Genomic DNA, 26,879 nt, shown 5'->3' with positions numbered 1-26,879 from the left:
TCCTTCCCTACTCCACGTACCCTTTCTGGAGCTTGCGGGCCAGTTGCAGGCCGCGGGCTACGAAGCCCTGGCCGTATTCCTCGCGGATCTTCCAGGCGTAGCGAGTGTGAGGGTCCTCGAACTTCAGGCGCTGGAAGGCCAGGCATTCGTGGACCGAGGTGCCGAAGTCATCGAAGAACGCTTCCATGGCATCGATGATACGCTTGGCAGCCTTCACCACCGAGCAGGCGGTGCCGTCGGGCATGACGATCTTCACGGTCTTCAAATCGTAGTGGGCGGCGTTCTTGAAGTTTTGCACGGCCTGCACCTGGTCCTTCACCGTGAGGTTCGCCGGCGCTTGGGCGGCGGCCCATACCAAAAACAGCTGGCTGAACAGCACGTCGCGCTCGTCGATACCGGAACGGACGAGCGGGTTCAAGTCCACCATGCGCAGCTCGATGTGGCTGATGCCCTCTTTTAAGCCCTCCAGGCTGTAGGGGCCGAAGTTTTTCAGCCGGATGGGGTAATAGAGCTCGGAGGGGTAGCGAATCATGCCGCTGTCGATGTAGGACTGGATGGAATCGGCGTAGGCCGCCGCACTCGTATAATCGAGAATGGGCGCGAAGAAGTTCCAGTAACCGAGCTCCGAACAGCGTACGGTGGCCAGGCCCTGGAAGAGGTCGCCGCCGATGCGGCCCTTCTCCACGAAGGAGGAGTCGCACACCGGGCTCGCGGCCATGACCGCGGTGAGAATCCAACTGTAGGCCACGCAGTTCTCGGCCAGGCGCACGTAGAACTGGTCGCGGTAGGCCTCGAAAATGGCGGGGGCGTCGGGACTCTCCGCGCGGGCGAGCTCGTAGTCGGCACGCAGCAGCGCCTCGCCGAAAGAGTAGTTCAGGTGAATGCCGGAAAAGGCCATCTTGTAGCGGCCGTAGCGGTCGGAGAGGTACTCGCGGTATTCCGTCTTGCCGGCATCGTCGCCGAAGTACTGGGCGATGGGGATGTCCTTCTCGTTCAGGATATAGGGCGGGTTCGAGAAGGGCCACAAAAGCTCGCGCTCGGGCAAATTCGCGATGGCCCGCTGCACGAGGCCGTTGTAGTGCTCCAGCGATTGGATCGCCTCGGCCGGCGTGGCGCACACCGGCGTGTTCACTTCCACCTGGTTCTCGGAGAAATCGCGCACGATGTGCACGTCGTCGGCGAAGTCGGCCGGCGTATGGGCGAGAAAGCCGCCGCCGTCGATGCGCAGCGACTCTTTCTCCAGGCCGAAGCCGCCCTCCAGCAAGTGGGCGCGAACTGATTCATCGTGGGCGTGCAGCATGGTTGCCTCCCGAAATGCGTCGGGCGTCGACGCGACGCCCTGAAGCGGCGGCCATGCGGCCCCGCTATCCCTGATGTTCACGGTTAAGTTTACCAGTTGCGACTTCTCTCTCGCGAAACACCATCGCATCGCTACTATTCTGCAACCCTGCATCCCGGCGCTTTGTCGCACCGACGCGCCGACACCGCGGCACACCGGCACGTCGACGCTCTGGGCCTCCGATGCCTCCAATTGTGCAAAACACAGTAGTTCTCGTAGTGCGGAACGCACGTTCTTCAAGAATGAAGACACGTTTTCCCAGGTCATACTTTTCACAAACCCCTCATCCAACACCTCCAATTACGAGATCTGCCGTGTTTTGCACAAAAACGGGGATGCCCCGTGGGCCAATTGCTCATTGACCGAAATCGCACGGAGCGTTAGACTATGCGATTGCGTAAAGAAGTGGGCCTTTAGCTCAGTCGGTAGAGCAGGGGACTTTTAATCCCAAGGTCGCGGGTTCGATCCCCGCAGGGCCCACCACTTTTCGTTCGATACGGCACTGGGGTATCGTCCAACGGCAGGACTCTGGTTTTTGGTACCAGCTACCTAGGTTCGAATCCTAGTACCCCAGCCATTTTCCGCACAAGCAAGCCGCTCTCCGGAGCGGCTTTTTCATTGCCTGCTGAGAGACGGAGACGCAACCGCGAGAACCCTCCCCTACCGCGCGCCCTTCTCTGTTTTGGCGACAACGAGGAACAGGGCCAGGGCGAGCGCGCCTACGACGGCCATGCAGAGGTACAGATTCGCGTACCCTATGAGCGGCGCCACGATGCCGAGCAAGATAGGGCCCACACCCACGCCCACGTCGAGCAGCATGTAGAAGGTGGCGTTGGCGACCGACAGGCGCGCATCGCTCGTCACGCGCACGGCCATAGCCAACCCGCACGACTGCACGGTGCCCACGCCGAAGCCGAGCAGGGCCGCAGCCCCCAGGATCATCCAGTCGTTGGCCGCGAAGGCGAGCACCACCATGCCGAGCGCGAAGGACACGAACGCCGGCACCATGACGGGATGAGGCCCCACGCGGTCGAAGGCGCGGCCGGTGAAGGGGCGCGTGACGAACATGGCCAGCGCGTACACGACGAAGAACACGCTGGCGGCCCGGGCCAGGCCGATCTCAGTGGCGTAGGGCGTGAGGAACGTGAGCAGGCTGGAATAGCCGAAGAACAGAAGGCCGCACACCACCGAGATGGGCAGTACGCCGGCTTCCACGAAACGGGCGAGCGGCGAATGCTCCACCTTGGCGGCGACCTTCTCTTCCAAATGAGTGGAGGGCACGCGGGTAGAGGCCGCCAGCGCCTCGTCGCGGTTGGCGGCGGCATCTTCGCGCGCCTCCTCGTCCGGGGCCTCCGCCACCGCACCGGCCACGGCATCGGCGGCCGCTTCCACCTCGGCCTCGGCGGCCGCTTCGCTCCCCTTCACCTTCGTGGAAGATGCGGGGCGCAGAAGCAGCGCCGCCGGAATGGAAAGAGCCACGAGCACGCTCGCCACAACGAACACCACCGGATAGCCGAAGTTGTTCGCCAGGAAAATGCCCGCAAAGGGCCCGATGGCGCTGCCAAGGGTGATGGACAGCATAAAGTACCCGATGCCCTCGCCCTTGCGCTCGGGCGGCACCACGCTGGTAATGACCGTAGCGATGGTGGTGGAGCACACGCCGTAGGAGAACCCGTGGGCCAGACGCACGCCGATGAGCGCGCCCACCGGCTCGTTCAGCAGGTACAACGCCGAAAGCGCCACCTCGGCGATGCACCCGACGATAAGCAGCGGCAGCCGTCCGAAGCGCTCCATCATCGGCGCGGCGGCGAAACGCGAGAACAGCGTGCCCACGATGAAGGCGCTGGCGCAGAAGGCAGCCACGGCGGCCGGCGCCTGGTACACGGTAAGCGCATAGGCGGTCATGACCACCATGAGCATGAAGTAGTTGCCGGCGATGAAGAAGTTCAGGAAGGTGCCAGCGATGAAGTTGCGCGTCCAGAGCGGTGCGGGCGCAGGCGCGGGCCTTTCGCAACGCGAAGGAATAGCAACCTTGGCAGCAGATGAGGCCATTAGCGGCAGTCGCCTTCTTTCGCGATGAGCACCGTCATGGGCGACTCCTTGGTGACGGCATAGCTCACGGAACCCAAAAAGCCCTTCACGCCGCCTTGGCCGCGACTGCCCATGATGATGAGGTCGCAGCCCTCCTCCTTCGCGCAGTTCACGATGAGGTCGGCCGGGGACGTGCCCTTGAGCACGCGCACCTCAGTCGGGTTCACCATATCGGCGGCGATGGCCTCCAGCTCCTCGCGAATGGCCATGGCGTCGTCCACCATGACGGTGTCCATGCCGGCGGCGGCCGAGCCCGACGAGAACAGGCGCATGACGTGCACGAGCACCACTTCTACCGCCGGGTTCTGGGCGGCAATCTCGCGCATCACCTCCAGCGCTCGATGGGAGGGGGCACTGCCGTCATAGGCGACGAGGATCTTCTTGCACCACATGGGCATCCTTTCTGCTTCGCGCATCGGCCCCGGCACCCCGTCGGGCAACAGGTAACCGAATCAAGTCCGCTTTCCATTGTAGACCCGCCAGCCTGCCGCCACCGATTCTTTGCAAAGTTGTTGCAATAGAAAAAGCCGCCCCCGTCTGACAGCGGAAGCGGCCCCACAACACAATTATTCGAAAGCATTGCGAGGCGGCCCGCCGTAGCCGCGGCGGCTCGCCTGTTCTTTACCATAGAAGGCGTCCGGCGAAAGCCAACGACCTTCCTCAGAAGGCCCCTACTCCGGCTCGACGAACGTGTCGCGGTCGGGGGCGAAGGACTGCATGGCCTCGATGGTGCGGGCGAACAGCTCGTCCAGCTCCCAACCGAGCATATCGGCGCCCGAGGCGATGACCTCGCGGCTCACGCCGGCGGCGAAGCGCTTGTCCTTGTACTTCTTCTTGAGCGACTTCACGTTGAAGTCCATGACCGACTTGCTCGGCCGCATGACGATGGCCGCCCCGATGAGGCCCGTCAGCTCCTCGGTGGCGAACAGGATCTTCTCCATCTGAAGCTCCGGCTTGGGCAGATCGGTGTTGTAGTCGGAGGTGTGCGACTGAATAGCGCGGATGAGCTCCGGCGTACCACCCGCCTCCTCGATGAGCGGCGCGGCGTACAGCGTGTGCTTCTCCGGCTCGTCGTCGTGCTCTTCCCAATCCAAGTCGTGCAGAAGGCCCACGATGCCCCAGAACTCCTCGTTTTCCGGATCGTACTCGCGGGCGAAGTAGCGCATGGTCTGCTCGACGGTCTCGCCGTGCTCGATATGGAACGGATCCTTGTTGTGGGCAGCGAGCAGTTCAGCCGCTTGCTCGCGGGTCATGCCGGCGGAAAGTGCGGTCATGGGCGTCTCCTCTCGTCTTGTTTGTCGCTTCCTGACACTATAACGGGGATGCACCCCCTTGCGCTATGGGGTGCGAAACAAAATTCCCTATGCCCACTTTAGTGCTCGAACAATCCACGTCCTTGTTTCGGGCAAGAATTTCGAGTTGTTAGACTCTCACTGTCGAGCAAAATGATCGTTCCGCCGTAGCATGATCCTGCTGCAGAGCAGTGACAAGGTTGCGACCTGGCCTTTTGCCCAGTTGCCTCGAGATGCGCAGTCGCCAAAGCGATCGACAGACCTGTTAGCGCGCTCCCTTATGTCTAACAACTCGAAATTATGCCCCGAAACGAGCCCCCAGGATTCCCGGGTGCCCGTTCTGGGGCAGCAATGCGAAGAGACCAGCAGCAGGATGCTTGCAGCTACGCGACCCGATTCTACGCGACCCGATTCTACGCGACCCGATTCTACGCGACCCGCTTCTTTCCGAAGATGGTCTTGCAGCCCTTGACGGCCAAGATGACGGCGAACACCATGAGCAGCACGCCGATGACCAGCTGCAGCACCGTGGCGGCATCCATCGTGCCGGCCGCCAGAAGGCCGATCTTGGCCCACACCGTCAGCGCCAGCGAGGTCAGCGTCACCACCATCATGAACGCCATGGGGAAGTAGAACATCTTGTTGTTGCGGCCGGCGTTACCCAGCCACGCGCACACAGCGAGCAACCCGAGCGCGGCCAGCAGCTGGTTGGCGGCGCCGAACAGCGGCCACACGAGCTGGTAGCCGGTCATGCCCAGCCCCACGCCGAGCACCACCGTGATGATGGTGGCGACCCAGGGGTTCACGAGCACCGCGCGCCAACCGGTAAGGTCGCTTGCCTCCATGCCGTGGGGCGTGAAAAGCTCCTGGAACATGTAGCGGCCCAGGCGCGTCGCGGTGTCGAGCGAGGTCAGGCAGAACACCGACACCGCCAAGACAAGCAGAGCGTAGGCGACCGACTCCGCGCCGGCGAGCCCGGGCACGCAGGCGAGCATCTGGGAGAGGCCCGCGGCGAAGACCTGGGTCGGCGAGGCGTAGGTGCCGTCCATGTAGCCCGAGAACACGAAGGCCACCGCGCACAGCGAGATGACCGCCACCAAGCACTCGAGCAGCATGCCGCCGTAGGCGATGGGCTGCGCCTCGGCCTCGCGGTCGAGCTGCTTGGAGGTAGTGCCCGAGGCCACGAGGCTGTGGAAGCCGGAGATGGCGCCGCAGGCGATGGTGATGAACAGCGCCGGGAACAGAAAGCCCGAGGCAGCCACCTTGGATGTGCCAGCCGCAGCGGAAAAGCCGGTGAATGCGGGAATGTCCAGCGAGGCGGCGTTGCCCATGACGCCGGCGCCGATGATACCGACAAGCGCCAGGGCGATCATGCCGTAGAGCAGATAGCTCGACAGGTAGTCGCGCGGCTGCAGAAGGATCCACACCGGGGCCACGGAGGCCACGAGGATATACAGGCCCACAAGGATCATCCAGGTGGTGTTGTCCAGCGCGATCACCGGCAGATTGTAGCCGAGGGCCACGACGACCACGATGATGGCCAGAGCTGAGACGATGTTCGCGGCCGCGGGGATCTTGCGACCACGGGTGATAACGCCGTAGATGACGGCTACCACGATGAACAGCACCGAGATCATGGCCGTGCGCATGTTGGCCAAATTCCCCGTCTCGACTGCCACGGCCTTGGCGGCGTCGTCAGTGGGCACCGGTGCCACAGCAAAGGTGCTCGCCACGATGGAGGCGAAGGCGGCCACCACCAAAATGAGCGTCAGGTACGAGAAGATGCAGAACAGCTTCTTGGCCGTGTCGTCGATGTTCTCGGCAATGACCGTCGCGAGCGTCTGCCCCTTGTGGCGAATGGAGGCGAACAGCGCGCCGAAATCGTGCATGGCGCCGAAGAAGATGCCGCCGATGAGCACCCACAGAAGCACCGGCACCCAGCCGAAGATGGCCGCCTGGATGGGGCCGTTGATGGGGCCGGCGCCGGCGATGGACGAGAAATGGTGGCCGAGCACCACGTAGGGCGCGGCGGGCACGTAGTCCTTGCCGTCCTCGAACTCGTGGGCCGGCGTGGGGCGGTTGGGGTCGATGCCCCACTGCTTGGCGAGCCAGCCGCCGTAGAAGACGTAGCCGCACACGAGAACCGCGATGGCTACCAAAAGGATGATCAGGGCATTCATAGCTTACTTCCTCTCTTCTCGCCCTGGGCCTCAAAGAGAGGGCGCGCGCCATCGCAGGCTCGGCCCTCCCTTCCTTCCGGAAACGCTGGGGCGGACGCGTCAAGCCGATGCCCATCGCGGACAGCGCCGCGCGCGGTGTTACGCGCAGCATCGCGCGCGCCGCCGCAACCAGCAGCGCAAACAGCAGCGCCGTCGTCGATGAACGCATTGGCCTGGAGCGTTTTTCCCAGCGGTTTTCCCTGTGAATTGGTCGTCACGCGCCCACGCGACAGGTCGGCCACCGCCAGGCGCAAATCGGCCCATCCCCGCCAGCCGAGCGAGAAGTTCTTGCGGAAGCGGGTGCGGCGCACGCGCTCCCACGCGAGATCGTCCACGGCGTCGGCGACGATGGCGAGCGACAGATAGGTCGTCATATGATCGGGTGCGGGCTGCACGAGGGAGAGCCCCTCGCCGGTGATGCAGCCGACCAGGTCGTCCAGCTCGGCAGCCGTGAGACGAGGCGTGTCCCAGAAGAACAGGTGCTCGTGACTGGCAGCCTCCCACAGCTTCGCGCGCTTGACGAGCACGTACTGGGAGGCGCAGGAATGGAACTCGGCGTAACCTGGGAAGGTGCGTCCGGCAAAACGGTGGTCGCGATCGATGTCGAACCATGCCTCATGGGCGGCAAGAAGTCGCTCGATGACTTCGCCGCGGCCTGCCAACCCCATCGCCTTCTTCCCATTGATGACCAGAAAAGTTAACGTTGCGAGCGTAGTACTAACGAGAAGGCGGCGCAAGGACAATTTTGACGGGCCGTCAGATTTAACAAAACGGCAACGAGGCCGAAAACCACTTCGCGATCCCCGGCGCAGCACGGCCCCGCCGAGCGGACGTCAACGGGATCGCTAGAACACGACGCCCAGCCCGTTGCAAATGAGGCCCCAGAACACGCCCGTGGCATACAGCACGACAATGATGGCGACATTCTGCTTCCAGGGGCGGTTGGCCCGGGCGAGCACGAGCAGTCCCACGCCGGCGCTCACCAGAAGCCCGGCCAGCATGGCGCCGGCCCCCAGCACGCCCTCCACGTACAGCTGGGCGATGACCACGCTGGCGGCGCAATTCGGAATGAGGCCCACAAGCGCGGTCGCGAACACCGAGAAATTCGGGTTGTCGCCGAGGAACTGGGCGAGCGCGTCCTCCCCCACCGTTTCCAGGACGACGTTCAGCGCAATGGTGATGAGGAAGATGAACAACGTCACCTGCACCGTGTGCTTCGTGGCGCTCTTCAGGATGCCCTTCCAACCGTGCCCGTGCTCGTGGGTGTGCTCCACGTCGTCGTGGTGCTCGTAGGCGCGTTCGGGAGCCTGCTCGCAGGTATGGCAGTCGTGGTTGCAGCCGCACTGGTCCTGCTCGCACAGCTCATGGATGCGCAGGCGCTCCTTGTCGCGGCGCGCCAGGCGCAGCACGGCATCCACGATGAAGCCCATGACCATGCCGATGACTACCTTCGCCCCCATGATGGACAAGATGGTATTGCCGGGCACCGCCTCGGCCAGGAAGATGGGCAGCATCTCGTCGGAGGTGGAGAGAAACACGGCAAAGAGCGTCCCCAGCGTGATCACGCGCCCCGCGTACAGCGTGGCCGCCACGGCCGAGAAGCCGCACTGGGGCACCACGCCCAGAAACGCGCCGACGATGGGCCCGGCCGCACCGGCGTGGCGGATGGCCTCCTGGGTCTTGCCGCCGGTCTTGTGCTCGAGCCACTCCATGGCCAGGTAGGTGACGAACAGAAATGGTATGAGATAGAGCGTGTCCGCGACGGAATGTTCCATCACGTGCTCGGCTATGTGCGCAAATTCTTCCATAGACTCATTCTACGGGAACGGCGGCCCCCAAGGCCGCCGTTTCAAGCATACATTTGTCGAGCGGTTACTCTGCGGCCGTCCGCTCCGTCTTCTCAACGCGCTCCGCTTCCGCGCCGTCGCCCGTGCCCCCGAACGCCGCCTCGCGGGCCAGATCCGCCGCCGAATCGCACGCGACCGCCTCGGGCATCTCGCCGGGCATCTCGCCGGGCACATCGTAAAGCGTCTCGCCGGCCGGCGAGCCGACCCCTTCATTGTGCGTCACGAGCGGCCCTTCCACCTGCGCGTCTTTGGGAAGCAGCAAGCTCGCGGCAATGGCCACCACAAACGTCACGGCCACGCAGTTGTCGGCAAACACCGATTGCAAAAGCTCGGGGAGCACCGTGAAGATGTCCCCCATTTGCGTGAACCCGATGCCGACGGCCAGCGACAGCGCCGCAATCGTGATGTTGCGCTGCGAGAAGCCCGCATTGGCGATCATCTGGAAGCCGCTCACGATGATGTTGCCGAACATCATGACCGTGCAACCGCCGAGCACCGCCTCGGGCAGCGAGGCGAACACGAGGCTCACCGCGGGTACGAACCCCGCGAGCACCAGCACTGCCGCCCCCGTGGCGATGGCGCGACGATTCACCACGCCGGTCATGGCCACAAGCCCCACGTTCTGCGAGAAGGAGGTGACCGGCGAGCAACCGAAACAGCCCGACAACGTGGACACGAGCCCGTCGGCCGCCACGGCGCCCGAGAGCTCTTTGTCGGTAGGACTCCGGCGCAGGGCCACCGCCGTCAGCGCCGAGCAGTCGCCCACCGTCTCGGTGGCCGACACGAGGAACAGAAGTGTGATGGACAGGATGGCCGAAGGGTTGAACTCCGGCATCACCGGCATAAGGGCCGGCAGCGACACGAGCTGCATGCCCGCGAACCCGGAGAAATCGACCTTGCCGAGCGGAATGGCCACCACATAGCCCACGACAAGGCCAAACAGCACCGACAGCTGCTTGGTCGAGCCCTTGGCGAGCCCTTGGAAGACAAGGCAGGCCACAAGCGAGATGGTTCCCAGCGCCAAGTTGACCGGCGACCCGAAATCGGGTGCGTCCGTGCCCCCGCCGAAGGAGGCCGCGCCCACGCCCAAAAGCGAGAAGCCGATGGCCGTCACCACCACAGCCGCCACGATAGGCGTGATGATGCGCCGCCAATACTGCGCGAACAGGCCGAGAACCCCCTCCAGCACGCCGCCTACGATGACGGCGCCTATGAGCGCCCCGTATCCTTGGGTGGCCGCCACCGTGCAAGCAACCGTGACGAAGGTGAAGCTGATGCCCATGACGATGGACAGGCCGCTGCCCACGCGCCAGAGCGGATACAGCTGGATGAACGTGCCGATGCCGGCGATGAGCATGGCGTTTTGAATGAGCACCGCCCGCATATCCTCGGATAGCCCCGCAGCCGCCACGATAATGGCGATGGGGGCCAGATTCGCCACGAACATGGCGAGCACGTGTTGAAGCCCGAAGGGAAACGCCTCCAGAAGCCCGATGCGTCCGTCGAGGTCGGCCAAGGCCTCGGCCTTCTTGTCGCGGAAGACCACGCCGCCGGCGCTCTCCATCGCCTCGGCGCCCTTTCCGGACGCGCCTGAAGCAGCAGACGTGCAGACGACCGCGCGGGCGTCGCGAGGGGCGGCATCGCGAGGGGCGCCCTGTTTCTGCGGCCCGATCATCGGCGGAACTCGATAGCGCCGCTGTCGGGATCCATCGCCTCGACGATGGCGAGCGAGCGCAAATCGTAGCCCGCCTCGCGTAGCTCATCGCCTCCGGGCTGGAAGCCCTTCTCGATGGCGATGCCGATGCCCTCCACGGTGGCCCCGGCGCTCTCGCAGATCTCGAGCAGACCGCGCAGAGCGCAGCCGTTGGCGAGGAAGTCGTCGATGATGAGCACATGGTCGTCGGGCCCGAGAAAACGGGTGGAGACGATGACGTCGTAGATGCGGTTGTGGGTGAAGGACTGGATGCGCGTGGAATACATCGTGCCATCCAGGTTGATGGACTGGGTCTTCTTCGCGAACACCACGGGCACGCCGAAATGATGCGCCACCACGGCGGCGATGCCGATGCCCGAGGCCTCGATGGTGAGGATCTTGTTAATGGGCTTGCCCGCAAACAGGCGCTTCCATTCCTCGGCCATCTGGGAGAACAGCTCGATGTCCATCTGGTGGTTCAAGAAGGCGTCCACCTTCAGCACACCGCCCGCCTTCACCACGCCATCGCGGCGAATGCGCTCTTCCAACAATTCCACGGAAACCTCCTTGGGCTTCGGGGCCATTTTCGCGTATCGCACTATCTTAGGAGATCGCGCCCCTCTTGGGAACGACTGCCGAAAACGCCCATGAAATAGAGCGGACGGGAAATTGGCGGTTGAGAACTTGGAAAATGTGCTTTTTTGAATAGGGGTTTGACCTGGTATTTCTTGAGTTTTATCAGGTCAAAATGGGGGTTTTCCGAAAACAAATAAGCACATTTTCCAAGTCAAGTGTTCCAAAAAAGCACAATTTCCAAGTAATGGGCGAAAATGTTCGCGCGCAACAGGAAGGGCGCCCCGGAGGGCGCCCTTCTGCGAGTTAGTAGGTTACGCGGTTAGGCCGCACGCAAGTTTTTCCTGCTTGGGCCTAGTACATTCCGCCGCCGCCCTGCATGCCGGCAGCCAGAGCGCTCAGATCGGGACCCTCCTTGGGGATCTCGTTGATGGTGGCCTCGGTGATGAGGATGAGAGCCGCCACGGAGGCCGCGGACTGCAGCGCCGTGCGAGTCACCTTCACCGGGTCGTTCACACCCATCTCGATCATGTTGCCGTACTCGCCGTTGGCGCAGTTCAAGCCCTCGCCCTTCGGCAGGCTCTTGACCTTCTCCACCACGACGGAGCCCTCGAAACCGGCGTTCTGGGCGATGGCGCGCATCGGAGCCTCGATGGCCTTGCGGATGATGTCGATGCCGACTTCCTCGTCCTTGTCGTCGGCCTTGACGGCGTCCAGGGCGCCGATGGCGTCCACGAGCGCCACGCCGCCGCCGGCGACGATGCCCTCTTCCACGGCCGCGCGAGTCGCCTGCAGGGCGTCCTCGATGCGGGACTTCTTCTCCTTCAGCTCGGACTCGGTGGCAGCACCCACCTTCAGCACGGCAACGCCGCCGGAGAGCTTCGCCAGACGCTCTTGGGCCTTCTCGCGGTCGAAGTCGGAATCGACGCGCTCGAGCTCGGCACGGATGATCTGGATGCGGTTCTCAATGTCTTCCTTCTTGCCCGCGCCGTCCACGATAAGGGCGGTGTCCTTGGTGACCTTCACGGTCTTGGCGGTACCGAGCATCTCCATCGTGGCGTCGGCCATGGTCATGCCAAAGTCCTTGTCGATGACCTGGGCGCCGGTGACCACGGCGATGTCCTCGAGGATGCGCTTGCGGCGGTCGCCGAAGCCGGGAGCCTTGATGGCCACGACGTTCAGGGTGCCGCGCAGACGGTTCAGCAGGATGGTGGACAGGGCCTCGCCCTCGACGTCCTCAGCCACGATGAACAGCGGGCGCTGGGCGCGCATGACTTCCTCCAGCAGCGGAACCATGTCCTGGATGGAGTTGATCTTCATGTCGGTCAGCAGGATGAAGGGGTCCTTCAGCACCGCTTCCATCTTCTCCATATCGGTGGCCATATAGGGGGAGATGTAGCCGCGCTCGTACTGCATGCCCTCGACGATGTCCATGTCGATGCCGAAGATGGTCTGGGACTCCTCCACGGAGATGGCGCCGTCGTTGCCCACGGCGTCCATGGCCTCGGCGATCTTGTCGCCGATGGCGGCGTCGCCGGCGGAGATGCGGCCGACGTTGGCGATCTGCTCCTTGGTGGACACCGGGGTGGCGTCGGCCTTGATGGCGGCCACGATGGCGTCGGTGGCCTTCTCGATGCCGCGGCGAATGCCCAGCGCGTCGGCGCCAGCGGTCACGTTCTTCAGGCCCTCGGAGACGATGACGTCGGCGAGGAGGGTGGCGGTGGTGGTGCCGTCGCCGGCCACGTCGTTGGTCTTCACGGCCACCTCGCGCACCAGCTGGGCGCCCATGTTCTCGACCGGGTTCTCCAGCTCGACTTCCTTGGCGACGGTCACGCCATCGTTGGTGATGAGCGGGGCGCCGTAGGACTTCTCCAGAGCCACGTAGCGGCCCTTGGGGCCGAGCGTCACCTTGACGGCATCGGCCAGCTTGGAGACGCCCGCGGCCAAGCCGGAGCGGGCATCGGTATCGAACTTGATTTCCTTAGCCATAAGTTCGCGTTCCTTTCAGTGGATCTATCTTCTCGGTTTATCTTCTCAGTTATTCAACTACGGCGTAAATGTCGTCGGCGCGCAGAATCAGCACGTTCTCGCCGTCCAGCGTCACCTCAGTGCCGCCGAACTTGCCGTAGATGACCTTGTCGCCGACCTTAATAGGCATAGGAAGCAGCTTGCCGTCCTTGTCCATCTTGCCCTCGCCCACGGCGATGATGGTACCGGTCTGGGGCTTCTCCTTGGCATCGGAGGCCAGGAACAGGCCGGACGCGGTGGTAACCTCGGCCTCGTCCTGCTTCAGGATGACGCGGTCGCCCAGAGGCTTCAAATTCATAGCTTGCCGTCCTTTCAATGGTTGTTGTAGCGCCTTCGCGCAACTTCCAATTTAACCACTCGGTTAGGTTAAGTGCTAGCACTCGGTAGCAACGAGTGCTAAACAGTTACGCATCATAACAGCTACGGGAAGGAATGCAAGAGGGGACGGAGAAAAACTTGAGTTTTTTTCACTCAAGTTTCCTGTGATTATAATCTTGATCAGGGATTACTTTTCAAGTTGGAATTTGTGCAGGTGAACAGTCTCCCTAGGGGGCAGGCGTCACCAAACCCGTCTCGTAGGCAAAGACGACGAGCTGGGCGCGGTCGTGAGCATCAGTCTTAGCCATGACGCGGGCCAGATGCGTCTTCACCGTGGCCGGCGAGATGAACAGCTCTTCGGCGATCTCGTCGTTGGAAAGGCCCCGGGCCACCAGCACGAGAATCTCGCGCTCACGGTCGGTGAGGCTCGTCAGCGCGGCGCGGCGAGTCTCGGCCACATCGGCGGCGCCCCAGCCGCCCCGCGGGCGCGCGGCCACGAAGGTCTCCACCAGCCGGCGCATCACCGAGGGCTGGATGAGCGCGTCGCCTCGGGCCACGACGCGGATGGCCGCCACGATCTCGTCGGGGTCGGCATCCTTCAGCAAAAAGCCGCTCGCCCCGGCGCCCAGAGCATCGTAAACGTACTCGTCCACGTCGAAGGTGGTGAGCACGAGCACCCGGGTTTTTGCGAGCAGCGGGTTCGATGTGATGGCGCGGGTGGCCTCGATGCCGTTCATTTCGGGCATGCGGATGTCCATGAGCACCACGTCGGGCCGAAGGCGCTGCGCCTCCTGTACCGCATCGGCCCCGTTTCGGGCCTCGCCGACGATCTCGATGCCCTCGTAGGTGCCGAGAATGGCCTTGAAGCCGCCGCGCACGAGATCCTGGTCGTCCACGACGAGCACGCGGATGGGATCGGCCTCACTCATGGGTCTCCTCCTTCTGGCTGAGGGGAACGCTCACGGCAATGCGCACGCCGCCGAGCGGACTTGGGGACGCGGAGAACGTGCCCTGTAGAAGCCGCGCGCGCTCGCGCATGCCGAGCAGGCCGTGGTGACCGGCCGCGGCGGCCGGGGCAGCGAGCCCCTTCCCGTCGTCGTCGACGATAAGCTCGGCGAAGCCCTCCCGTTTCGTGGACAGTGCCAGCGTCGCACGGCGCGCCCCGGCGTGGCGCACGATATTCGTGGCCGCCTCACGCGCGATGCCGAAGAGGGCCACGTCGATGAACGCCGGCACGCAGGCGCGGTCGTAGGCGGTCTCGTCCAGCGTGACCTCGATATCGGCACCTTCCAAATAGGACACCAAATCGCCCATGCGATCGGTGCCCTGGGTGGGCGTCGTCTCGGCCGGCCCCTCCCCCGCGCGCAGCACGCCGATCATGGCGCGGATTTCCTCCAGAGCGCCCTTGGCGGTGCGACGCACCTCGGCGATGGCCTCCTTGGCGGCGGCGGGATCGCGATCGACCAGGCGCTCGGCGGCCGCGGCCTGGATACTCACAGCCGACAGCGAATGGGCCGTGATGTCGTGCACCTCCCGGGCGATGGAGACGCGCTCGGCCTCCACCCGACGGCGCGCCTCGGCGTCGCGGCTGCGCTCGGCGGCAACCGCCCGCTCCTCGATGGCGCGGGTGCGCTCCTGGTGCTCGTGCAGAGCGTAGCCAGCGAACGCGGCCGCCAGGGCCAGCGCCATGTTCTGGAACACGGTGAGCTGCGTCAAGATGCGCGACTGCTCCGGGGGCGCCGGTGCGAACAGCAGCACCAGGCACATGACCGCGCACGCGATGGCCGCCTCGGCCCGCGAGCGCGCAGACGCCAGCGTGAACAGCGCAATGAGGGGGCCCGCCACGGACAGGGCGATGCCGTTCAGCTCCGCTTGAAGCAGACCCCAGCTGACCAGGCACCACACGAACACGGCCCAGGGGAACTTGCGCCGCAGCACGAGCGGCAGCGTGGTGAGCGCGATGGCCAGAAGCGAGAGGCCCGAGGGCACCATAGCCTGGATGCCCATGAGCCGGCGCATGAACTCGTCGGGGATGAGCAGGTTAACGGCCACGGTGAGCTGCAGGCAGCAGAACCCGAAGGCCCCCGCCGCGATGACGGCGTCGATGAGCCAGTCGGTGGCCGTAAACTTCGGGGTATTTCGAAAGATCTTATCCATGACCGCTATGGTAAACGACCGGACGCCCACGCGCCATACACCGCGGGGTGTATGAAACGAGCCTGTTGAACAACGCCGACCCCAGACGGGGCTCGTTCGCCAGCAGGACGCGGGATCGCCAGCGGGACGCAGCTTCACTAACGAGACGCGGGATCGCCGTAGAACGGCGCGTCAGGGTACGGAGGCTCCAACGCACGCTTGAAGGCGTTGGCGTCGGTACGGGCGATGACGTAATCCACCAAATCGCGGCTCAGGCCGCTCTCGGCGACGATAGCCGCCGCATCCTTCCCCTCTTCCACATAGGCGACGAGAATTCGATCCAGCGTGGCGTAATCGACGCCGAGGGACTTCTCGTCCTCCTGATCGGGCGCGAGTTCCGCGCTCGGCGGCTTCACGAACACGTTCACGGGAATGGGGCCAGTACCGCCCTCTTCCACGGCCCGGCGGTTGCGCCAGCGCGCCATGGCGAAGACGTCGGTCTTGTACACGCCGCCCAAGGGCGCGAAGGCCCCGGCCGTGTCGCCGTAGAGCGTGGAGTAGCCCATGGCCGCCTCGGACTTGTTGCCCGTGTTCAGCATGAGCCAGCCGTGGGCGTTCGAAAGCGCCATGAGGCACACCATGCGACAGCGAGCCTGGGTGTTCTCCGCGGCAAGCCCGGTGAGCGCCCCGCCGCAAGCGCGGGCGAGCACCGCCTCGAAGGCCTCGAAGGGCTCGCAGATGGGCACCGTGATGTTGGAGATGCCGAGGGCTAAGGCCAGCGCCTCGGCGTCGTCGATGGACGACTCGCTGGAATAGGGGCCGGGCAGCATGACCCCGTGCACATGGTCGGCCCCCAACGCGTCGGCGGCCATGACGGCCACGAGTGTGGAATCCATGCCGCCGGACAGCCCGATGACCACATCGGTAAAGCCGGCGCCGCGCACGAAGGCGCCCAAAGCGTCAGTGCAGGCCTCGTACATCTGATGGGGGTTCATAGGCGTCCTCTCGGGTTGGCGCAAGGGGCGACCCTTCGCTGCGCTCAGGTTGGAACGGTGACAGCATAGCAAAAGCGCTGCCACGAGTATGGCAGCGCTTTGTTTCGGGCCGATTGCCGGCATGCGTCCTTCTGGCGACGTGCGCGGCCGTTACTCCTCGGGAAGATCCACCTCGATGGAGTCGATCTGCAGCTCGCGCCCGGCCAGAAGCTCCGTCGCGAACGAGTCGCAGACGGGGCAAAAGCGGTTGTAGAGGTCGTGCTCGAACTCGTGGCCGCATTCCAAGCAGACGCTGCGCGGGCGGATCATCGTCAGATCCAGCGTGGCGCCCTGGGTGAACGGGTCGGCCTCGGCCAGGGCCTTGAAGGCGAACACGAGGGCATCCTCCACCGCCTCCGTGGCCTCGCCGATGGAGACCCTCACACCCAGAAGCCGCGTCGCGCCGGCCTCGCGGGCCGCCTCCACGGCGGCGTCCATGACGCCGGTCATCAGTCCCAGCTCGTGCACTTACTCGTCCTCTTCCGCCGCCAAGCGCTCGTTCTGGCGCTTGATGCGACGGCCCAGCACCACGCGCGCGATAAGCAGGCTGCCCTCGTAAAGCGCGATCATGGCGGCGAACATGAGCAGCATAGTGACCGGCGAGGCATCCGGGGTCGCCATGGCGCTAACCACCATGAGCACGACGTAGACGACCCGCCAACTCCCCCGCAATTTCTTATAGGGGACCACATCGAAAATAACGAGGTAGAAAATGACCAACGGCAGCTCGAAGGCAAAGCCGAAAGCCAATTCGAACTTGATAATGGTGTCAATGTAGGAGGACATGCGGGGAAGCGCATCGCCGAGGCCCATGGCCTGATCGGTCAGCCACTGGAAGGCGGGGTTCAGGATAATCAGATAGCAGAACACCGTTCCGAAAATGAACAAGACCACCGCCGCGGCGAACGTGGGCATGAACCACTTCCGCTCATTGGGTTTAAGCGCCGGCAGGAAGAACGCAAGTATCTGCCACAGGATAACGGGGGCAGTGGCAACGATGGACACCCAGATAGATATCTTGAATCGCGTCGAGAAAGCCTCGAAGGGATCGATGGCGATCGTCTGGACGAAGCCATTGGCATCCGTGGGAAGAAACTCCGCAATGGGCATCAGCAGGAACTGGCCGATGGTGGGGGTGGCCATGTAGAACACGACCACGGCCACGGCGAGGCAGGCGACGATGCGCACGAGGCGCATGCGCAGCTCGCCGAGGTGGTCGAATAGCGGCATGCGTGCCGGTCCGATTGGCATCTTTATGCCTCCTTCTTCTCGTCGGCGGCTTTGGCAACGCCAGCAACCGGAACATCATCGGCGGCCTCGGTCACAGCCTTGGCCTCCTCGGCGGCCTTCTTGGCCTCCGCCTCGGCCTTCCGCTTGGCGGCGGCCTCCTCGCGCTTCTTAGCCGCCTCGGCCTTGCGCTTCTCGGCTGCGGCCTTGCGCTCCTCTTCTTCCTTCTTCTTCAGCTCCTCGGCTTCAGCGGCCTTGCGCTCGGCGCGCTCCTTGTCGTAGCGAGCCTTGCGCTCGGCGAAGCTCTCGGGCTTCGCCGGGGCGGCATCGGCCTTATCGGCTGTGCCCTCGCCGTCCTGCTCGGCCTTGGCCGCAGCAGCCGCGGCGGCGCCGGCGGCAGCAGTGGAAGTGCTCTTCTTGGTGGTTGCGCTCGCCTTCTTCGACACAGCGCTCGCGGCCTTCTTGGCACTGTCGGCGCCCTTCTTGGCCTTGGCCGCCGCCTCGTCCAAGGCGTCGAGCGGGTTCTTGAAGGGATCCTCGGCGTCCTTGTCGAACACCATCTCCCCCTTCAGCACGCCGCTCATTTCCTCCTGGGCGTTGCGGAACTTCGCGATGGCCTTGCCGAGGGTCTTCGCCATGGCAGGCAGCTTGTCGGGTCCGAAGATGAGGAACCCGAACAGCAGAATGAGGAAAAGCTCGAATCCGCCGATTCCAAACACGACTGGTTTCCTTTCAACAGCTCTACAGCGAGAGCACGGTCAACGCCATAGTGGGAATGCCCAAGGCGAGCACGAGGATGACGCACACGACCACGGTGAAGATCTTCTTGGTGCGCGCCTTGGCCTCGGCGGCCTCCTTGGCGCGACGCTCGCGCTCCTCGGCCTGCTTGATGCGCTCGGCCTGCTGCTTGCGCGTGGGATTCTTCGCGCCGGTCTTGTTCTTCTTGCTCGACATCGCGGGTACTCCTCAGGTTCCCAACTTCAAGTATACGCAAATATGGCATTATCGCAGAAGCGGGCGCGCCGCGCCAGCGAAAATGCCTGCCGCGGCGCGCCCTCCACGAATTCACAACTGCGCCGAGCACCCCGCTCAGCGATTGCGCCCGCTAGGCCTCGGGGCGCAGCTTGGAGCGGATCTCGATGACCCGCGCGATGCTCTTCGCCACTTCCACCTTCACGTGCCAGCGGTTCTTCTCGTACAGAACGTTGCCGTCGACCATGGTCATGAGCACGTCGGCCGTGGTGCAGGTGTTCACCACGGCGGCCACCGGATCGGTCGTGAAGGACTGATGCGAGCTGGACAGATCCACGGCGATCATGTCGGCACATTTGCCGATCTCCAGCGACCCCACCTTATCAGCAATGCCGAGTGCCCGCGCGCCGCCGAGCGTGGCCACCTCGAGCATCGTATGGGAGTCGAGGAAGCGCCCGGGGTTCACGGCGCGCTGCAGCAGCATGCCCAAACGCATCTCCGAGAGCATGTCGGTGGATTCCGTCGCCGCCGGCGAGTCGGTGCCGAGGCCCACGCGCAGGCCGGCACGGATGTACTCGTCCAGGGGCGCGACGCCCATGCCCAGCTGGGCCGAGGCGCGCGGGCACACGCAAACGGCCACGTTGTGGGAGCGCAGCTTCTTCAAATCCTCGTCGTCCACGTAGACCGCGCCGACGATCATGACGTTGTCGGCGTCGAAGGCGTTCCAGTTCAGCGCGTAGCGCACCGGGCTCACACCCGTGGGCAGCCAGGGCGGAATCTCCACGTAACCGCGCTTCACATCGCCGCCGTGCACTTGGAAGGGCGACGAGCCGTAGCGCACGAAGTCGGACTCCTCGCGGCTGCCAGCGAGCCACAGGGCCACGGGCAGATCCTCCTTCTGGGCGAATTTCGAGATAGCGGAAAGCATGGCCGGGTGGTTGGTGAACAGGGGCGCCGCGGCAATGCCGATGGCGACGCGGTCGGAGTCGACCTCCTCGCGCCAGTGCAGGATGTCCTTCTGGGCGAACTGCATGGCCGCGTCGATGCGGTTCTTGTCCATGGCGCCCACCTGGCGGTAGATCACCGAGCGCAGGCCGAGCTTGTTCACGGCCGTGCAGGAGGCGCCGGTCAGCGTGATGTCGGCCACCGTGGTGATGCCGCTGGAGAGAGCGTCCAGGCCGCCCAGAATAGCGGAGTCGAACCAATCTGAAGCTTCCATGCGTCCGCTTTTCTGGGCCACTTCCGCGAGCCACTGCACATAGGGCGCGTCGTTCACCACGCCGCGCAGCACCGATTGCTCGAGGCGCGTATGCAGGTCAACCAGGCCGGGCATGACGGCGGCCAGACCCTGGTCGACGACCTCTTCCTCGGGGTAGCGCAGGCGCAATTGCTCGGCCTTCCCGATGTCGCGAATGACGCCGTCGCGCACGAGGACCGCGCCATCGATGATGGGCTCGGAAGAAACCGGCAGGATATACTGGGCACACAGAAGCATGGTACCTCCCAATTCATGAGGGGCGTGTTCAATTAGCCACCCATGATAGCACGGCGCCGCGCCGCCTAGGGATATGCGCCCTCGATTTGCGGGCGAGTGCCCTATACTGGGGCCAAACGACGATACGAAGGGCGCGATCTTGCGGGATCGGCGCGCCGCACGAGGGAGTTTTACGCCTATGACCATCGACACCGCCACCGGGCTCGAGGCCCCGGCCGAGCTTTCCAGCGAGCGCGTGCGCGACATCTTCTCGCATATCGCCCGGAAATACGAGCGGTTCAACGCCCTCTCCAGCTTCGGCGCCTACAAGCTGTGGCTCGCGGGCATGATGCGCCAGGCCCCCATCGATGAGAGCCACGACGTGCTGGACATCGCGGGGGGCACCGGAGACGTCACCTTCACCGTGGCCCGCACCAAGCACCCGAGCCATATCCAGTGCACCGATTTGGTACCCGAGATGCTGGACGTGGCGCGCATGCACATCGATGAGGGGGACGGCGCCGGCGTGCCCATCGACTTTGACGTGGTGGACGCCCAGGACATCCCCTACGCGGACGCCTCCTACGACGTCATCACCATGGCCTACGGCATCCGCAACATGCCCGACCGGCCCCGGGCGCTTTCCGAGATGTTCCGCGTATTGAAGCCGGGCGGCTCGCTCGTGTGCCTGGAGTTCTCCACGCCGCCCAACGGCGCGTGGCGGGCGCTGTACCACTTCTACCTGCGCCACCTCATCCCGTTTTGGGGCGGCCTGGTCACCGGCGACAAGGACGGCTTCGTGTACTTGGCGAAATCGATCCGCGCCTTCCCCGACCAGGAAGGCCTGGCGGAGATGATGCGCGAGGCCGGCTTTACCGACGTCACCTGGAAGAACTACACCGGCGGCATCGCGGCCGTGCATGTCGCGAAGAAGCCGGAGTAAACGGGCAGCCCATGTTCGGGTTCGTGGTGGCGGATGCGGGAGCACTTTCCGAGGAGGAGAAAGAGCGCTACCGGGCGGTGTACTGCGGGCTGTGCCTCGCGCTGCGAGACCGGTACGGGCAGCTGTCGCGGGCGTGCCTGACCTACGACCTCACCTTCTTCGTGCTGCTGTGCAACTCCCTGCATGAGCCTGCCGAGACGCAGGGCACGAGCCATTGCGTGATGCACCCGGCACCGGCCGCCCCGCGGGCATGGGCGCGCTCGGCGTGGACCGACTATGCCGCCGACCTCTCCGTGGCACTCGCCTACCACAAGGTGCTCGACGACGTGGCCGACGACGGCGATCTTGCGGCACGGGCGGCCGAGCGCCTGCTCGCCGGCGCCTACGAGCGGGCCCGGGCGCGCATCCCCGAGCAGTGCGCCGAGATTGAGCGAGCCATGGCGGCGATTCGGGCTATCGAAGGCGCTGAACGCAACAACACACCGGCACTTTCGGACAGCACTGAAACCGCTTGCGTCTCTCCTCTTAGCGCAGACGCAACCGATACCGCCCTCGCGTTCGACCCCGATGCCGCAGCCCGCGAGTTCGGGCGCATGCTCGGGCGGCTGTTCGCCCACAACCAGGGATTCTGGACCGAAGCAATGGAAGAGCTGGGGCGCGGCCTCGGGCGCTTCATCTACCTGATGGATGCCGCTGTCGATTTCAACGACGACGCCGCTTCGGGCAGCTACAATCCCTTCGTGACGCTCGGCTCCGATGCCGAGGCCATGCGCGCCACGCTGTCCCTCGCTGCCGCCGACGCGGCCGCGCCCTACGAGCGTTTGCCGCTGGTGCAAGACGCGCATCTCATGGACGCCATTCTGTATTCCGGCGTCTGGGCCCAGTTCAACAAAGCCTATCCGCCCCAAGACGCCCTCGCGCAAAATGAAGGGAGCCCGCAGAGCGAACCCCCTCGAAACTGACCGACGCGCGCAACCGCGCTGACGCTACTTGATGAAGGCGCCAAGCAGGCTGGCGGCCTGCTTGTAGAACGGCACGCGGGAATCCTTCTCGCAGGCCTCGGCGAACTGGGGCATCCACACCTTCGCGTGCTCGGCCATGAACTCGTCCCAGGCCGCCTCCGGAGAGCCGCCGGGCAAATCGGCCGAGGCCACCACGTCGCCGGGCTCGGGACCGTCGTCCTCCGCGTCGAATTCGTCAATCTCGTCGCCGACCTCCTTGTACTGCGCGGCCTGCTCTTCGGTAGGCGCGCCGTCGCCGCCAGCTTCCACATCGGCCTCGGCCGCTGCGTCCATGGCGTCGGCCGCCGCGCGCAGGGCCAGGTACTCCAGAAGCTCCAGCTCGGTCCACACGGCGTCCAAGGGCTCGTTGGTGCCCTCGGGACGGCCCAATCCGCAGGCCTTGCAGAAGCGCTCCACAGCCATGGAGTGCGGGTTCACGAACAGCAGCGGCTGCACGCCCTCGGCCTTCGCACGCCACACGCCCTCGTACGGGCTGCACGCCGCCTCGGGAGCGCCCACGAACAGGCGCGTAGCCTCGGGGCGCAGCTCCTTCTGGATGTCGTCCGGATCGGGCAGCGCAGCGGCCTCAGCGGCACCGGGGGCCGCGGCGGCCGTCCAGTCGATCCCGAGCGCGCCGGCGATCTCGTCGGCGGCCTCGCCCCACTCCCCCGAGGCGATGGCCTCGGCGAGCACCTTGTCCTCCGGGTAGCGGAACGACAGCGCCAACAGCTCGCACATCGCCGCGCGCGCCTGCCAAATGTTTGCGGATACGGTCATGGAAGTTCCTCCTTTGCGGATGGGTTTTATCAACGAGAAGCATAGCATTGTGCGGCCCCGTTGTCGGCGTAGCTTCGCGACCAGCGTCGCAACTCCATGGCTGACGCCGAGCGCCCTACTGCGCAGAAGCCTCGCTTGTGGCGACGAACCGATAGGGCACGGCGCGATCTTCGAACAGCGCCAGCAAGTCGGACAGAGGAACGCGCAGCGTGGCCGTGTTGTCGTTGGGATGCACGCCCACGGCCGGCCAATCGCGCAAAGCCGCATCCAACACCACCTGCACTTTCCCTTCCGTATCGTTCAGCACGCCGAAAGGAGAGACCGCCCCACCGCGCAGACCGAGAATTCCCTGCAAGTCCTCTTCCGAGGCAAAACGCAAGGGCCGCGCTCCGAGAGCCGCCCGCAAAGCCTTCAGATTCGCCGGCTTATCCTCGGGCATGACGACCAGATAGTAGTTGCGCTTCTTGTCGTCGCGCAAAAAGAGGTTCTTCACCACCACATTGGCGAAGGGCAATGAGAGCGCGTCCATCGCCTCCATGGTGAAGACCGCCTCGTGATCGACTCGATCGTAGACAACCCCGCGACTGTCCAGATACGCGCACACCTCTTCTTTTCCAAAAGCCACAGTCCCGCTCCTTTCCGCCGTCCGGCATCGCCTATCGCAAACACGCCGTCGATTTCTCTGCGGCACAGTATAGCGAAGAAAAGCGGGGTGGAAGACTAACTTGGATCAGCGGCCCATCAGGCAATCGCTTTCCGCAGCGCGAAGACCCCTGCGTTGCCGTAGAACCGCCAGCGCGGCGGGAGCGCGCACGACCAGATGCACGAGCAGGGCCGCCAAGAGCACCTTGGCCGCCACCGCGTGAAGCGGATCCCAAAAGTGGTAGCCCGAGGCGTACAGCCCCAGGGAGGGCAGCACCGTCCCCGACACCATGACGCCGGACACGACGCACACAGCAAGCGCCAGGAGCAGCACGGCGTTCAGAACGAGCTGGCCCACGCGCCCGCGGCCGCCCAGACCTTCCCCGCTCTCGACCACATGGGCCGCGACCATGATGAAGGCGCCGAGCCCAAGGAACTCGTGCAGCGGGATGCCCGTGAGGGCCGGGTTGGCCGCCAGCAGGTACACGGCGAGCACGGCGATGTCGAACAGCGCATGGCTACGCTTCATAGCAGGCCTCCTCTTCGCCGGCAGTCCTACGAGCGCCGCGGCCCATGCGGCGCACGAGCAGCCACAGCCCCAGCACGAGGGCCACCGGCATAAGTATCCACACGTTCAACGACATGTCGGAGGCCTGATGGTAGCGCTCGATCAGCGAGCCCCACCCATGGCACTCCGTCGACGCGCAACCGGCCTCGGGGCACACCATCTCGTGAGCCCCGTCGGGCTCGGGCACCGCCTCGAACCCATGGCACGCGTCCGACGCGCACCCCGCGGCCGGACACGGCGAATCAGCGGCGATGGGCTGGATAGCCGTCGAGGGCGCAGCCGCAAAGCCGACCATCGCCACCGCGCCCACGAGCGCCGCCAAGACAGCGGTGGCGACCAACTTCTTCAGCATTGCGAATCTCCTCCCTTTCGCTGAGCCAGACAATTTTCAAGCCATTATTGGACCAAGATTTTCGAGTTGTTAGGGGTTTGCTTGCGCGCTCGGAGAGCCCACAGGGAAAGCGCGGAAGCAAAACCCCAGGTCGTAGAGTTTTCTCCCAACCGATACGGCCAATGGCGCGCGCAACGACACCTAACAACTCGAAAATTTCGCTCCCACGCTTCACTTTTATTTTCTGAGACTTCCTTTGTGGAGCATCCCCTCCGAAACCACACTCGCGAATGCGCCACGTCTATCTCACCAAAGGGACCCGCGCCGGGAAGGGGCGGCGCGGGCCTGCACATAAGAGGGACGGTTACTCGGAAGGCGCCTCGTCGTCTTTCGGGCGAAGGGGCAGGAGCTTAATGCCCAGCAGGAACACCAGCACGCCCAGGGCCACGACGCCGAGGGTCACGCCGAGCTCCAGCGGCGTCGGCCAGTAGACCATGCCGCCGTAGATGCCGGAGAGGCCGGAATCCCACGCCGTGTGCTGCATGGGGGTTAGCGGGCCGGCGTAGTCCAGGTTGGCGATCTGGAAGCCGCCGACGAGCAGCTGCACGCGCTTGCAGAAGATGCCGAGGATCGCGAGCAGCGAGCCGGCGACCAGCAGGGCGTTGGTGCGCAGCGCCGGCGTGAAGCAAATGACGGCGCAGAGGGCGCAGCCGACGACCTCCGTCCAGAAGTAAGGGACGAGCGGGCCGGCCGTCAGCATGGCGACCACCTCCGCGCCCGAGCCGCCGGGGAACGCCTCGGTGAGCAGGTCGCAGCCGAAGAAGTACAGGTCCACCACGACGAAGGCGCCGAGCAGCTTGGCGAGCTTCACCAGGTAGGCCTGGTCGAGCGAGAGGTATCCCGCGCGGCGCAGCGCGATGGCGACCACCATCACGAGCGCCGTGCCGCACACAAGCGCCGAGGACACGAACCAGGGGGCGAGCAGGGCCGTGTGCCACATCTCGCGGCCTTGCTGAAGCCCGAAGATCCAGGCGGTCACCGAGTGCACGAGCACGGCGGTGACGAGCGCCACGATCGAGATCACGCGCAGGGCGGTGTGGGACACCTTGCCCGCGTCGGCCCGCACCTGGGCCCACAGGTACACGCAGGACAGGATGAGGTAGGTTCCGAGCACCACGATGTCCCACATGAGCGGGCTGCCTAGGTTGGAGTAGGCGAACAGCTCCCACAGGCGCGCCGGCTGGCCGAGGTCTACCACCACCATGCCGATGGCGGCCACGGTGCAGGCGATGGAGCTCATGACGGCCACCTTGGAGATGCCGCCGAAGCCCGCGATGCCAAAGGCCTTGGGCACCGACGAGATGATGAGGCCGCCGGCCGACAGGCCCACGAAGAACATGAACGACGTGATGTAGAGGCCCCACGAGCTCAGATTGCGCATGCCGGTCTGCACCATGCCGCCCGAGAGCTGCACACCCCACAGCACGATGCCGGCAACCATGATGACGGCCGAGACGCCGATGGCGGCGTTCAGCCCCTTGCCGCCCCATGCGGCCGTCTTAGCAGCGACCGCCTCATGGCTTTTTGAGCGGCCCTTGGCCGCACTAAGGTCGAGGTCATCATCGACGATGGCCCCAGTAGAGAAATCAGACATGAGAATCTCCTAGAAGTAGGCGGGCGGCGCAACCACGCCCCGCCCGCGATATCGCATGACGAGGGAAAGCGCCCTACACCAGGTAATACACCGACGGCTTCGTTCCCTCTTCAGGAAGCAGCTGCTTGTACTCGCGCGAAGCTATAAGCTTGGAAATTTCCGAATTCGGATCGTCCAAATCGCCCCAATGCCTAGCCTTTGCCAAGCATGCCTCTACGCAAGTCGGCTCTTCTCCACGGGCAAGCCTATGCCAGCACATTGTGCATTTTTCCACCGTATGCTTCTGGTGTTCAGGCGCATCTGTGTCTCCAACGGCAAATCCTATTGAATGAGTCGGCTCATCCCAATTGAAAGAACGAACCCCCGTATAAGGACAAGCAGCTATGCACATACGACATCCAATGCATTTATCATAATCTTGCCTTACCGCACCGGTATCCGGATCTTTAAACGTTGCACCGACAGGGCAGACCTTCACACATGCAGGATTCTCGCAATGTTGACACGCAACGGTTACATACTCCTTGCTGAGATTAGGAAACGTTCCACTCGCTGTATCCATGGAGGCGCCACCATTTGTCAAAACGCGGTTCCAGTGTTAGCGTCGGGCGAGAATAGCCACCTAAAGTCAAACTAGTTCAGCCAAATTCCAGTCAAGCAAAAACAGCCATTGCGACGCTGCTGGCCCTACACTGGTGTACGCCAATACGCCAGAAGACA

At 64.4% G+C, this 26,879-nt stretch carries 27 protein-coding genes and 2 tRNA genes; 4 read left to right on the top strand and 25 right to left on the bottom strand.

Translation table 11 applies throughout. The features are described from left to right. Nucleotides 1–7: 7 nt before the first annotated feature. Nucleotides 8–1,300, bottom strand: coding sequence for a hypothetical protein (locus NE591_RS06000; RefSeq protein WP_114539643.1), 1,293 nt, complete (start codon nt 1,298–1,300; stop codon nt 8–10). A 446-nt stretch (nt 1,301–1,746) separates the two neighbouring features. On the opposite strand from NE591_RS06000, the gene NE591_RS05995 reads away from it, so the two are divergent. Together NE591_RS05995 and NE591_RS05990 are read left to right on the top strand one after the other, a co-directional pair. Continuing rightward, nucleotides 1,747–1,822 (top strand) — tRNA-Lys (locus NE591_RS05995). Nucleotides 1,823–1,842: 20 nt separating this feature from the next. Further along, nucleotides 1,843–1,916: transfer RNA gene (locus NE591_RS05990), tRNA-Gln, on the top strand. Between the two features lie 83 nt (nt 1,917–1,999). Here NE591_RS05990 and NE591_RS05985 read toward each other — a convergent pair. The 18 genes from NE591_RS05985 to NE591_RS05900 all read right to left on the bottom strand — a co-directional run bounded on the left by NE591_RS05985 (nt 2,000) and on the right by NE591_RS05900 (nt 20,264). After that, nucleotides 2,000–3,391, bottom strand: a complete 1,392-nt coding sequence (locus NE591_RS05985) for an MFS transporter (RefSeq protein WP_114539642.1) — start codon at nt 3,389–3,391, stop codon at nt 2,000–2,002. After that, the gene (locus NE591_RS05980; protein ID WP_114539641.1) at nt 3,391–3,822 is read right to left on the bottom strand and encodes a universal stress protein; all 432 of its coding nucleotides are present in this window, start codon (nt 3,820–3,822) and stop codon (nt 3,391–3,393) included. Before NE591_RS05980 ends, NE591_RS05985 begins: the two co-directional genes overlap by 1 nt. A 279-nt stretch (nt 3,823–4,101) precedes the next feature. After that, on the bottom strand, nt 4,102–4,704 hold the full coding sequence (locus NE591_RS05975; protein WP_114539640.1) for an HD domain-containing protein: 603 nt from the start codon (nt 4,702–4,704) through the stop codon (nt 4,102–4,104). 446 nt (nt 4,705–5,150) lie between these two features. Next, the gene (locus tag NE591_RS05970) at nt 5,151–6,902 is read right to left on the bottom strand and encodes a carbon starvation protein A (protein WP_173112234.1); all 1,752 of its coding nucleotides are present in this window, start codon (nt 6,900–6,902) and stop codon (nt 5,151–5,153) included. Next, nucleotides 6,899–7,603, bottom strand: a complete 705-nt coding sequence (locus NE591_RS05965; protein WP_147272691.1) for a hypothetical protein — start codon at nt 7,601–7,603, stop codon at nt 6,899–6,901. The genes NE591_RS05970 and NE591_RS05965 overlap by 4 nt, the downstream gene beginning before the upstream one ends. Nucleotides 7,604–7,786: 183 nt before the next feature. Then, nucleotides 7,787–8,749 carry a putative manganese transporter gene (locus NE591_RS05960; protein WP_114539637.1) on the bottom strand — a complete coding sequence of 321 codons (963 nt, stop codon included), beginning with the start codon at nt 8,747–8,749 and terminating at the stop codon, nt 7,787–7,789. A 64-nt stretch (nt 8,750–8,813) separates the two neighbouring features. Then, nucleotides 8,814–10,463 carry a uracil-xanthine permease family protein gene (locus tag NE591_RS05955; RefSeq protein ID WP_227070362.1) on the bottom strand — a complete coding sequence of 550 codons (1,650 nt, stop codon included), beginning with the start codon at nt 10,461–10,463 and terminating at the stop codon, nt 8,814–8,816. Next, nucleotides 10,460–11,038, bottom strand: a complete 579-nt coding sequence (locus NE591_RS05950) for a xanthine phosphoribosyltransferase (protein WP_114539635.1) — start codon at nt 11,036–11,038, stop codon at nt 10,460–10,462. Before NE591_RS05950 ends, NE591_RS05955 begins: the two co-directional genes overlap by 4 nt. Nucleotides 11,039–11,408: 370 nt before the next feature. After that, entirely contained in the window at nt 11,409–13,043 is a 1,635-nt protein-coding gene (gene groL, locus NE591_RS05945) for a chaperonin GroEL (protein WP_022740430.1), read from the bottom strand. Between the two features lie 49 nt (nt 13,044–13,092). Further along, entirely contained in the window at nt 13,093–13,380 is a 288-nt protein-coding gene (gene groES, locus NE591_RS05940; RefSeq protein ID WP_114539634.1) for a co-chaperone GroES, read from the bottom strand. Nucleotides 13,381–13,627: 247 nt separating this feature from the next. Continuing rightward, complete coding sequence (locus tag NE591_RS05935; protein ID WP_114539633.1) at nt 13,628–14,329, bottom strand: response regulator transcription factor; 702 nt, start codon at nt 14,327–14,329, stop codon at nt 13,628–13,630. Further along, nucleotides 14,322–15,557 carry a sensor histidine kinase gene (locus NE591_RS05930; RefSeq protein WP_227070361.1) on the bottom strand — a complete coding sequence of 412 codons (1,236 nt, stop codon included), beginning with the start codon at nt 15,555–15,557 and terminating at the stop codon, nt 14,322–14,324. The genes NE591_RS05935 and NE591_RS05930 overlap by 8 nt, the downstream gene beginning before the upstream one ends. A gap of 137 nt (nt 15,558–15,694) precedes the next feature. Then, on the bottom strand, nt 15,695–16,531 hold the full coding sequence (gene nadE / locus NE591_RS05925; RefSeq protein WP_227070360.1) for an NAD(+) synthase: 837 nt from the start codon (nt 16,529–16,531) through the stop codon (nt 15,695–15,697). 150 nt (nt 16,532–16,681) lie between these two features. Then, nucleotides 16,682–17,038, bottom strand: a complete 357-nt coding sequence (locus tag NE591_RS05920; RefSeq protein WP_227070359.1) for a hydrogenase maturation nickel metallochaperone HypA — start codon at nt 17,036–17,038, stop codon at nt 16,682–16,684. After that, on the bottom strand, nt 17,039–17,821 hold the full coding sequence (tatC, locus tag NE591_RS05915; protein WP_227070358.1) for a twin-arginine translocase subunit TatC: 783 nt from the start codon (nt 17,819–17,821) through the stop codon (nt 17,039–17,041). It abuts the gene before it with no gap. 2 nt (nt 17,822–17,823) lie between these two features. Next, on the bottom strand, nt 17,824–18,516 hold the full coding sequence (locus tag NE591_RS05910; protein ID WP_227070357.1) for a twin-arginine translocase TatA/TatE family subunit: 693 nt from the start codon (nt 18,514–18,516) through the stop codon (nt 17,824–17,826). Nucleotides 18,517–18,538: 22 nt separating this feature from the next. Continuing rightward, a complete protein-coding gene (locus tag NE591_RS05905; protein ID WP_114539628.1) occupies nt 18,539–18,751 on the bottom strand; it encodes a CASC3 protein CASC3 in 213 nt (70 codons plus the stop codon). Between the two features lie 151 nt (nt 18,752–18,902). After that, nucleotides 18,903–20,264: an amidohydrolase family protein gene (locus NE591_RS05900; RefSeq protein ID WP_114539627.1), complete on the bottom strand. Its 1,362-nt coding sequence runs from the start codon at nt 20,262–20,264 to the stop codon at nt 18,903–18,905. Between the two features lie 178 nt (nt 20,265–20,442). On the opposite strand from NE591_RS05900, the gene NE591_RS05895 reads away from it, so the two are divergent. Both NE591_RS05895 and NE591_RS05890 read left to right on the top strand, forming a co-directional pair. Next, nucleotides 20,443–21,186 carry a class I SAM-dependent methyltransferase gene (locus NE591_RS05895; protein WP_114539626.1) on the top strand — a complete coding sequence of 248 codons (744 nt, stop codon included), beginning with the start codon at nt 20,443–20,445 and terminating at the stop codon, nt 21,184–21,186. An 11-nt stretch (nt 21,187–21,197) separates the two neighbouring features. After that, nucleotides 21,198–22,148 (top strand): DUF5685 family protein, encoded by a 951-nt coding sequence (locus tag NE591_RS05890; RefSeq protein WP_173112207.1) that lies wholly within the window; start codon nt 21,198–21,200, stop codon nt 22,146–22,148. Between the two features lie 24 nt (nt 22,149–22,172). On the opposite strand, the gene NE591_RS05885 is transcribed toward NE591_RS05890, so the two are convergent. The 6 genes from NE591_RS05885 to NE591_RS05860 all read right to left on the bottom strand — a co-directional run bounded on the left by NE591_RS05885 (nt 22,173) and on the right by NE591_RS05860 (nt 26,721). After that, complete coding sequence (locus NE591_RS05885; protein WP_197745990.1) at nt 22,173–22,964, bottom strand: molecular chaperone; 792 nt, start codon at nt 22,962–22,964, stop codon at nt 22,173–22,175. A gap of 115 nt (nt 22,965–23,079) precedes the next feature. Continuing rightward, entirely contained in the window at nt 23,080–23,589 is a 510-nt protein-coding gene (locus NE591_RS05880; protein WP_227070356.1) for a prolyl-tRNA synthetase associated domain-containing protein, read from the bottom strand. Between the two features lie 105 nt (nt 23,590–23,694). Beyond that, a complete protein-coding gene (locus NE591_RS05875; protein ID WP_114539624.1) occupies nt 23,695–24,135 on the bottom strand; it encodes a DUF4405 domain-containing protein in 441 nt (146 codons plus the stop codon). Then, a complete protein-coding gene (locus NE591_RS05870; RefSeq protein WP_114539623.1) occupies nt 24,125–24,526 on the bottom strand; it encodes a hypothetical protein in 402 nt (133 codons plus the stop codon). The genes NE591_RS05875 and NE591_RS05870 overlap by 11 nt, the downstream gene beginning before the upstream one ends. A gap of 343 nt (nt 24,527–24,869) precedes the next feature. Further along, nucleotides 24,870–26,159 (bottom strand): NrfD/PsrC family molybdoenzyme membrane anchor subunit, encoded by a 1,290-nt coding sequence (nrfD, locus tag NE591_RS05865; RefSeq protein WP_173112204.1) that lies wholly within the window; start codon nt 26,157–26,159, stop codon nt 24,870–24,872. A 73-nt stretch (nt 26,160–26,232) separates the two neighbouring features. Beyond that, nucleotides 26,233–26,721 carry a 4Fe-4S dicluster domain-containing protein gene (locus NE591_RS05860; protein ID WP_256156460.1) on the bottom strand — a complete coding sequence of 163 codons (489 nt, stop codon included), beginning with the start codon at nt 26,719–26,721 and terminating at the stop codon, nt 26,233–26,235. Between the last annotated feature and the right edge of the window lie 158 nt (nt 26,722–26,879).

The sequence above is a fragment of the Adlercreutzia sp. DFI.6.23 genome (assembly GCF_024462535.1).
In the GTDB taxonomy this organism is placed as follows: domain Bacteria; phylum Actinomycetota; class Coriobacteriia; order Coriobacteriales; family Eggerthellaceae; genus Adlercreutzia; species Adlercreutzia rubneri.
This window is presented reverse-complemented; position numbering and strand designations above follow the sequence as displayed.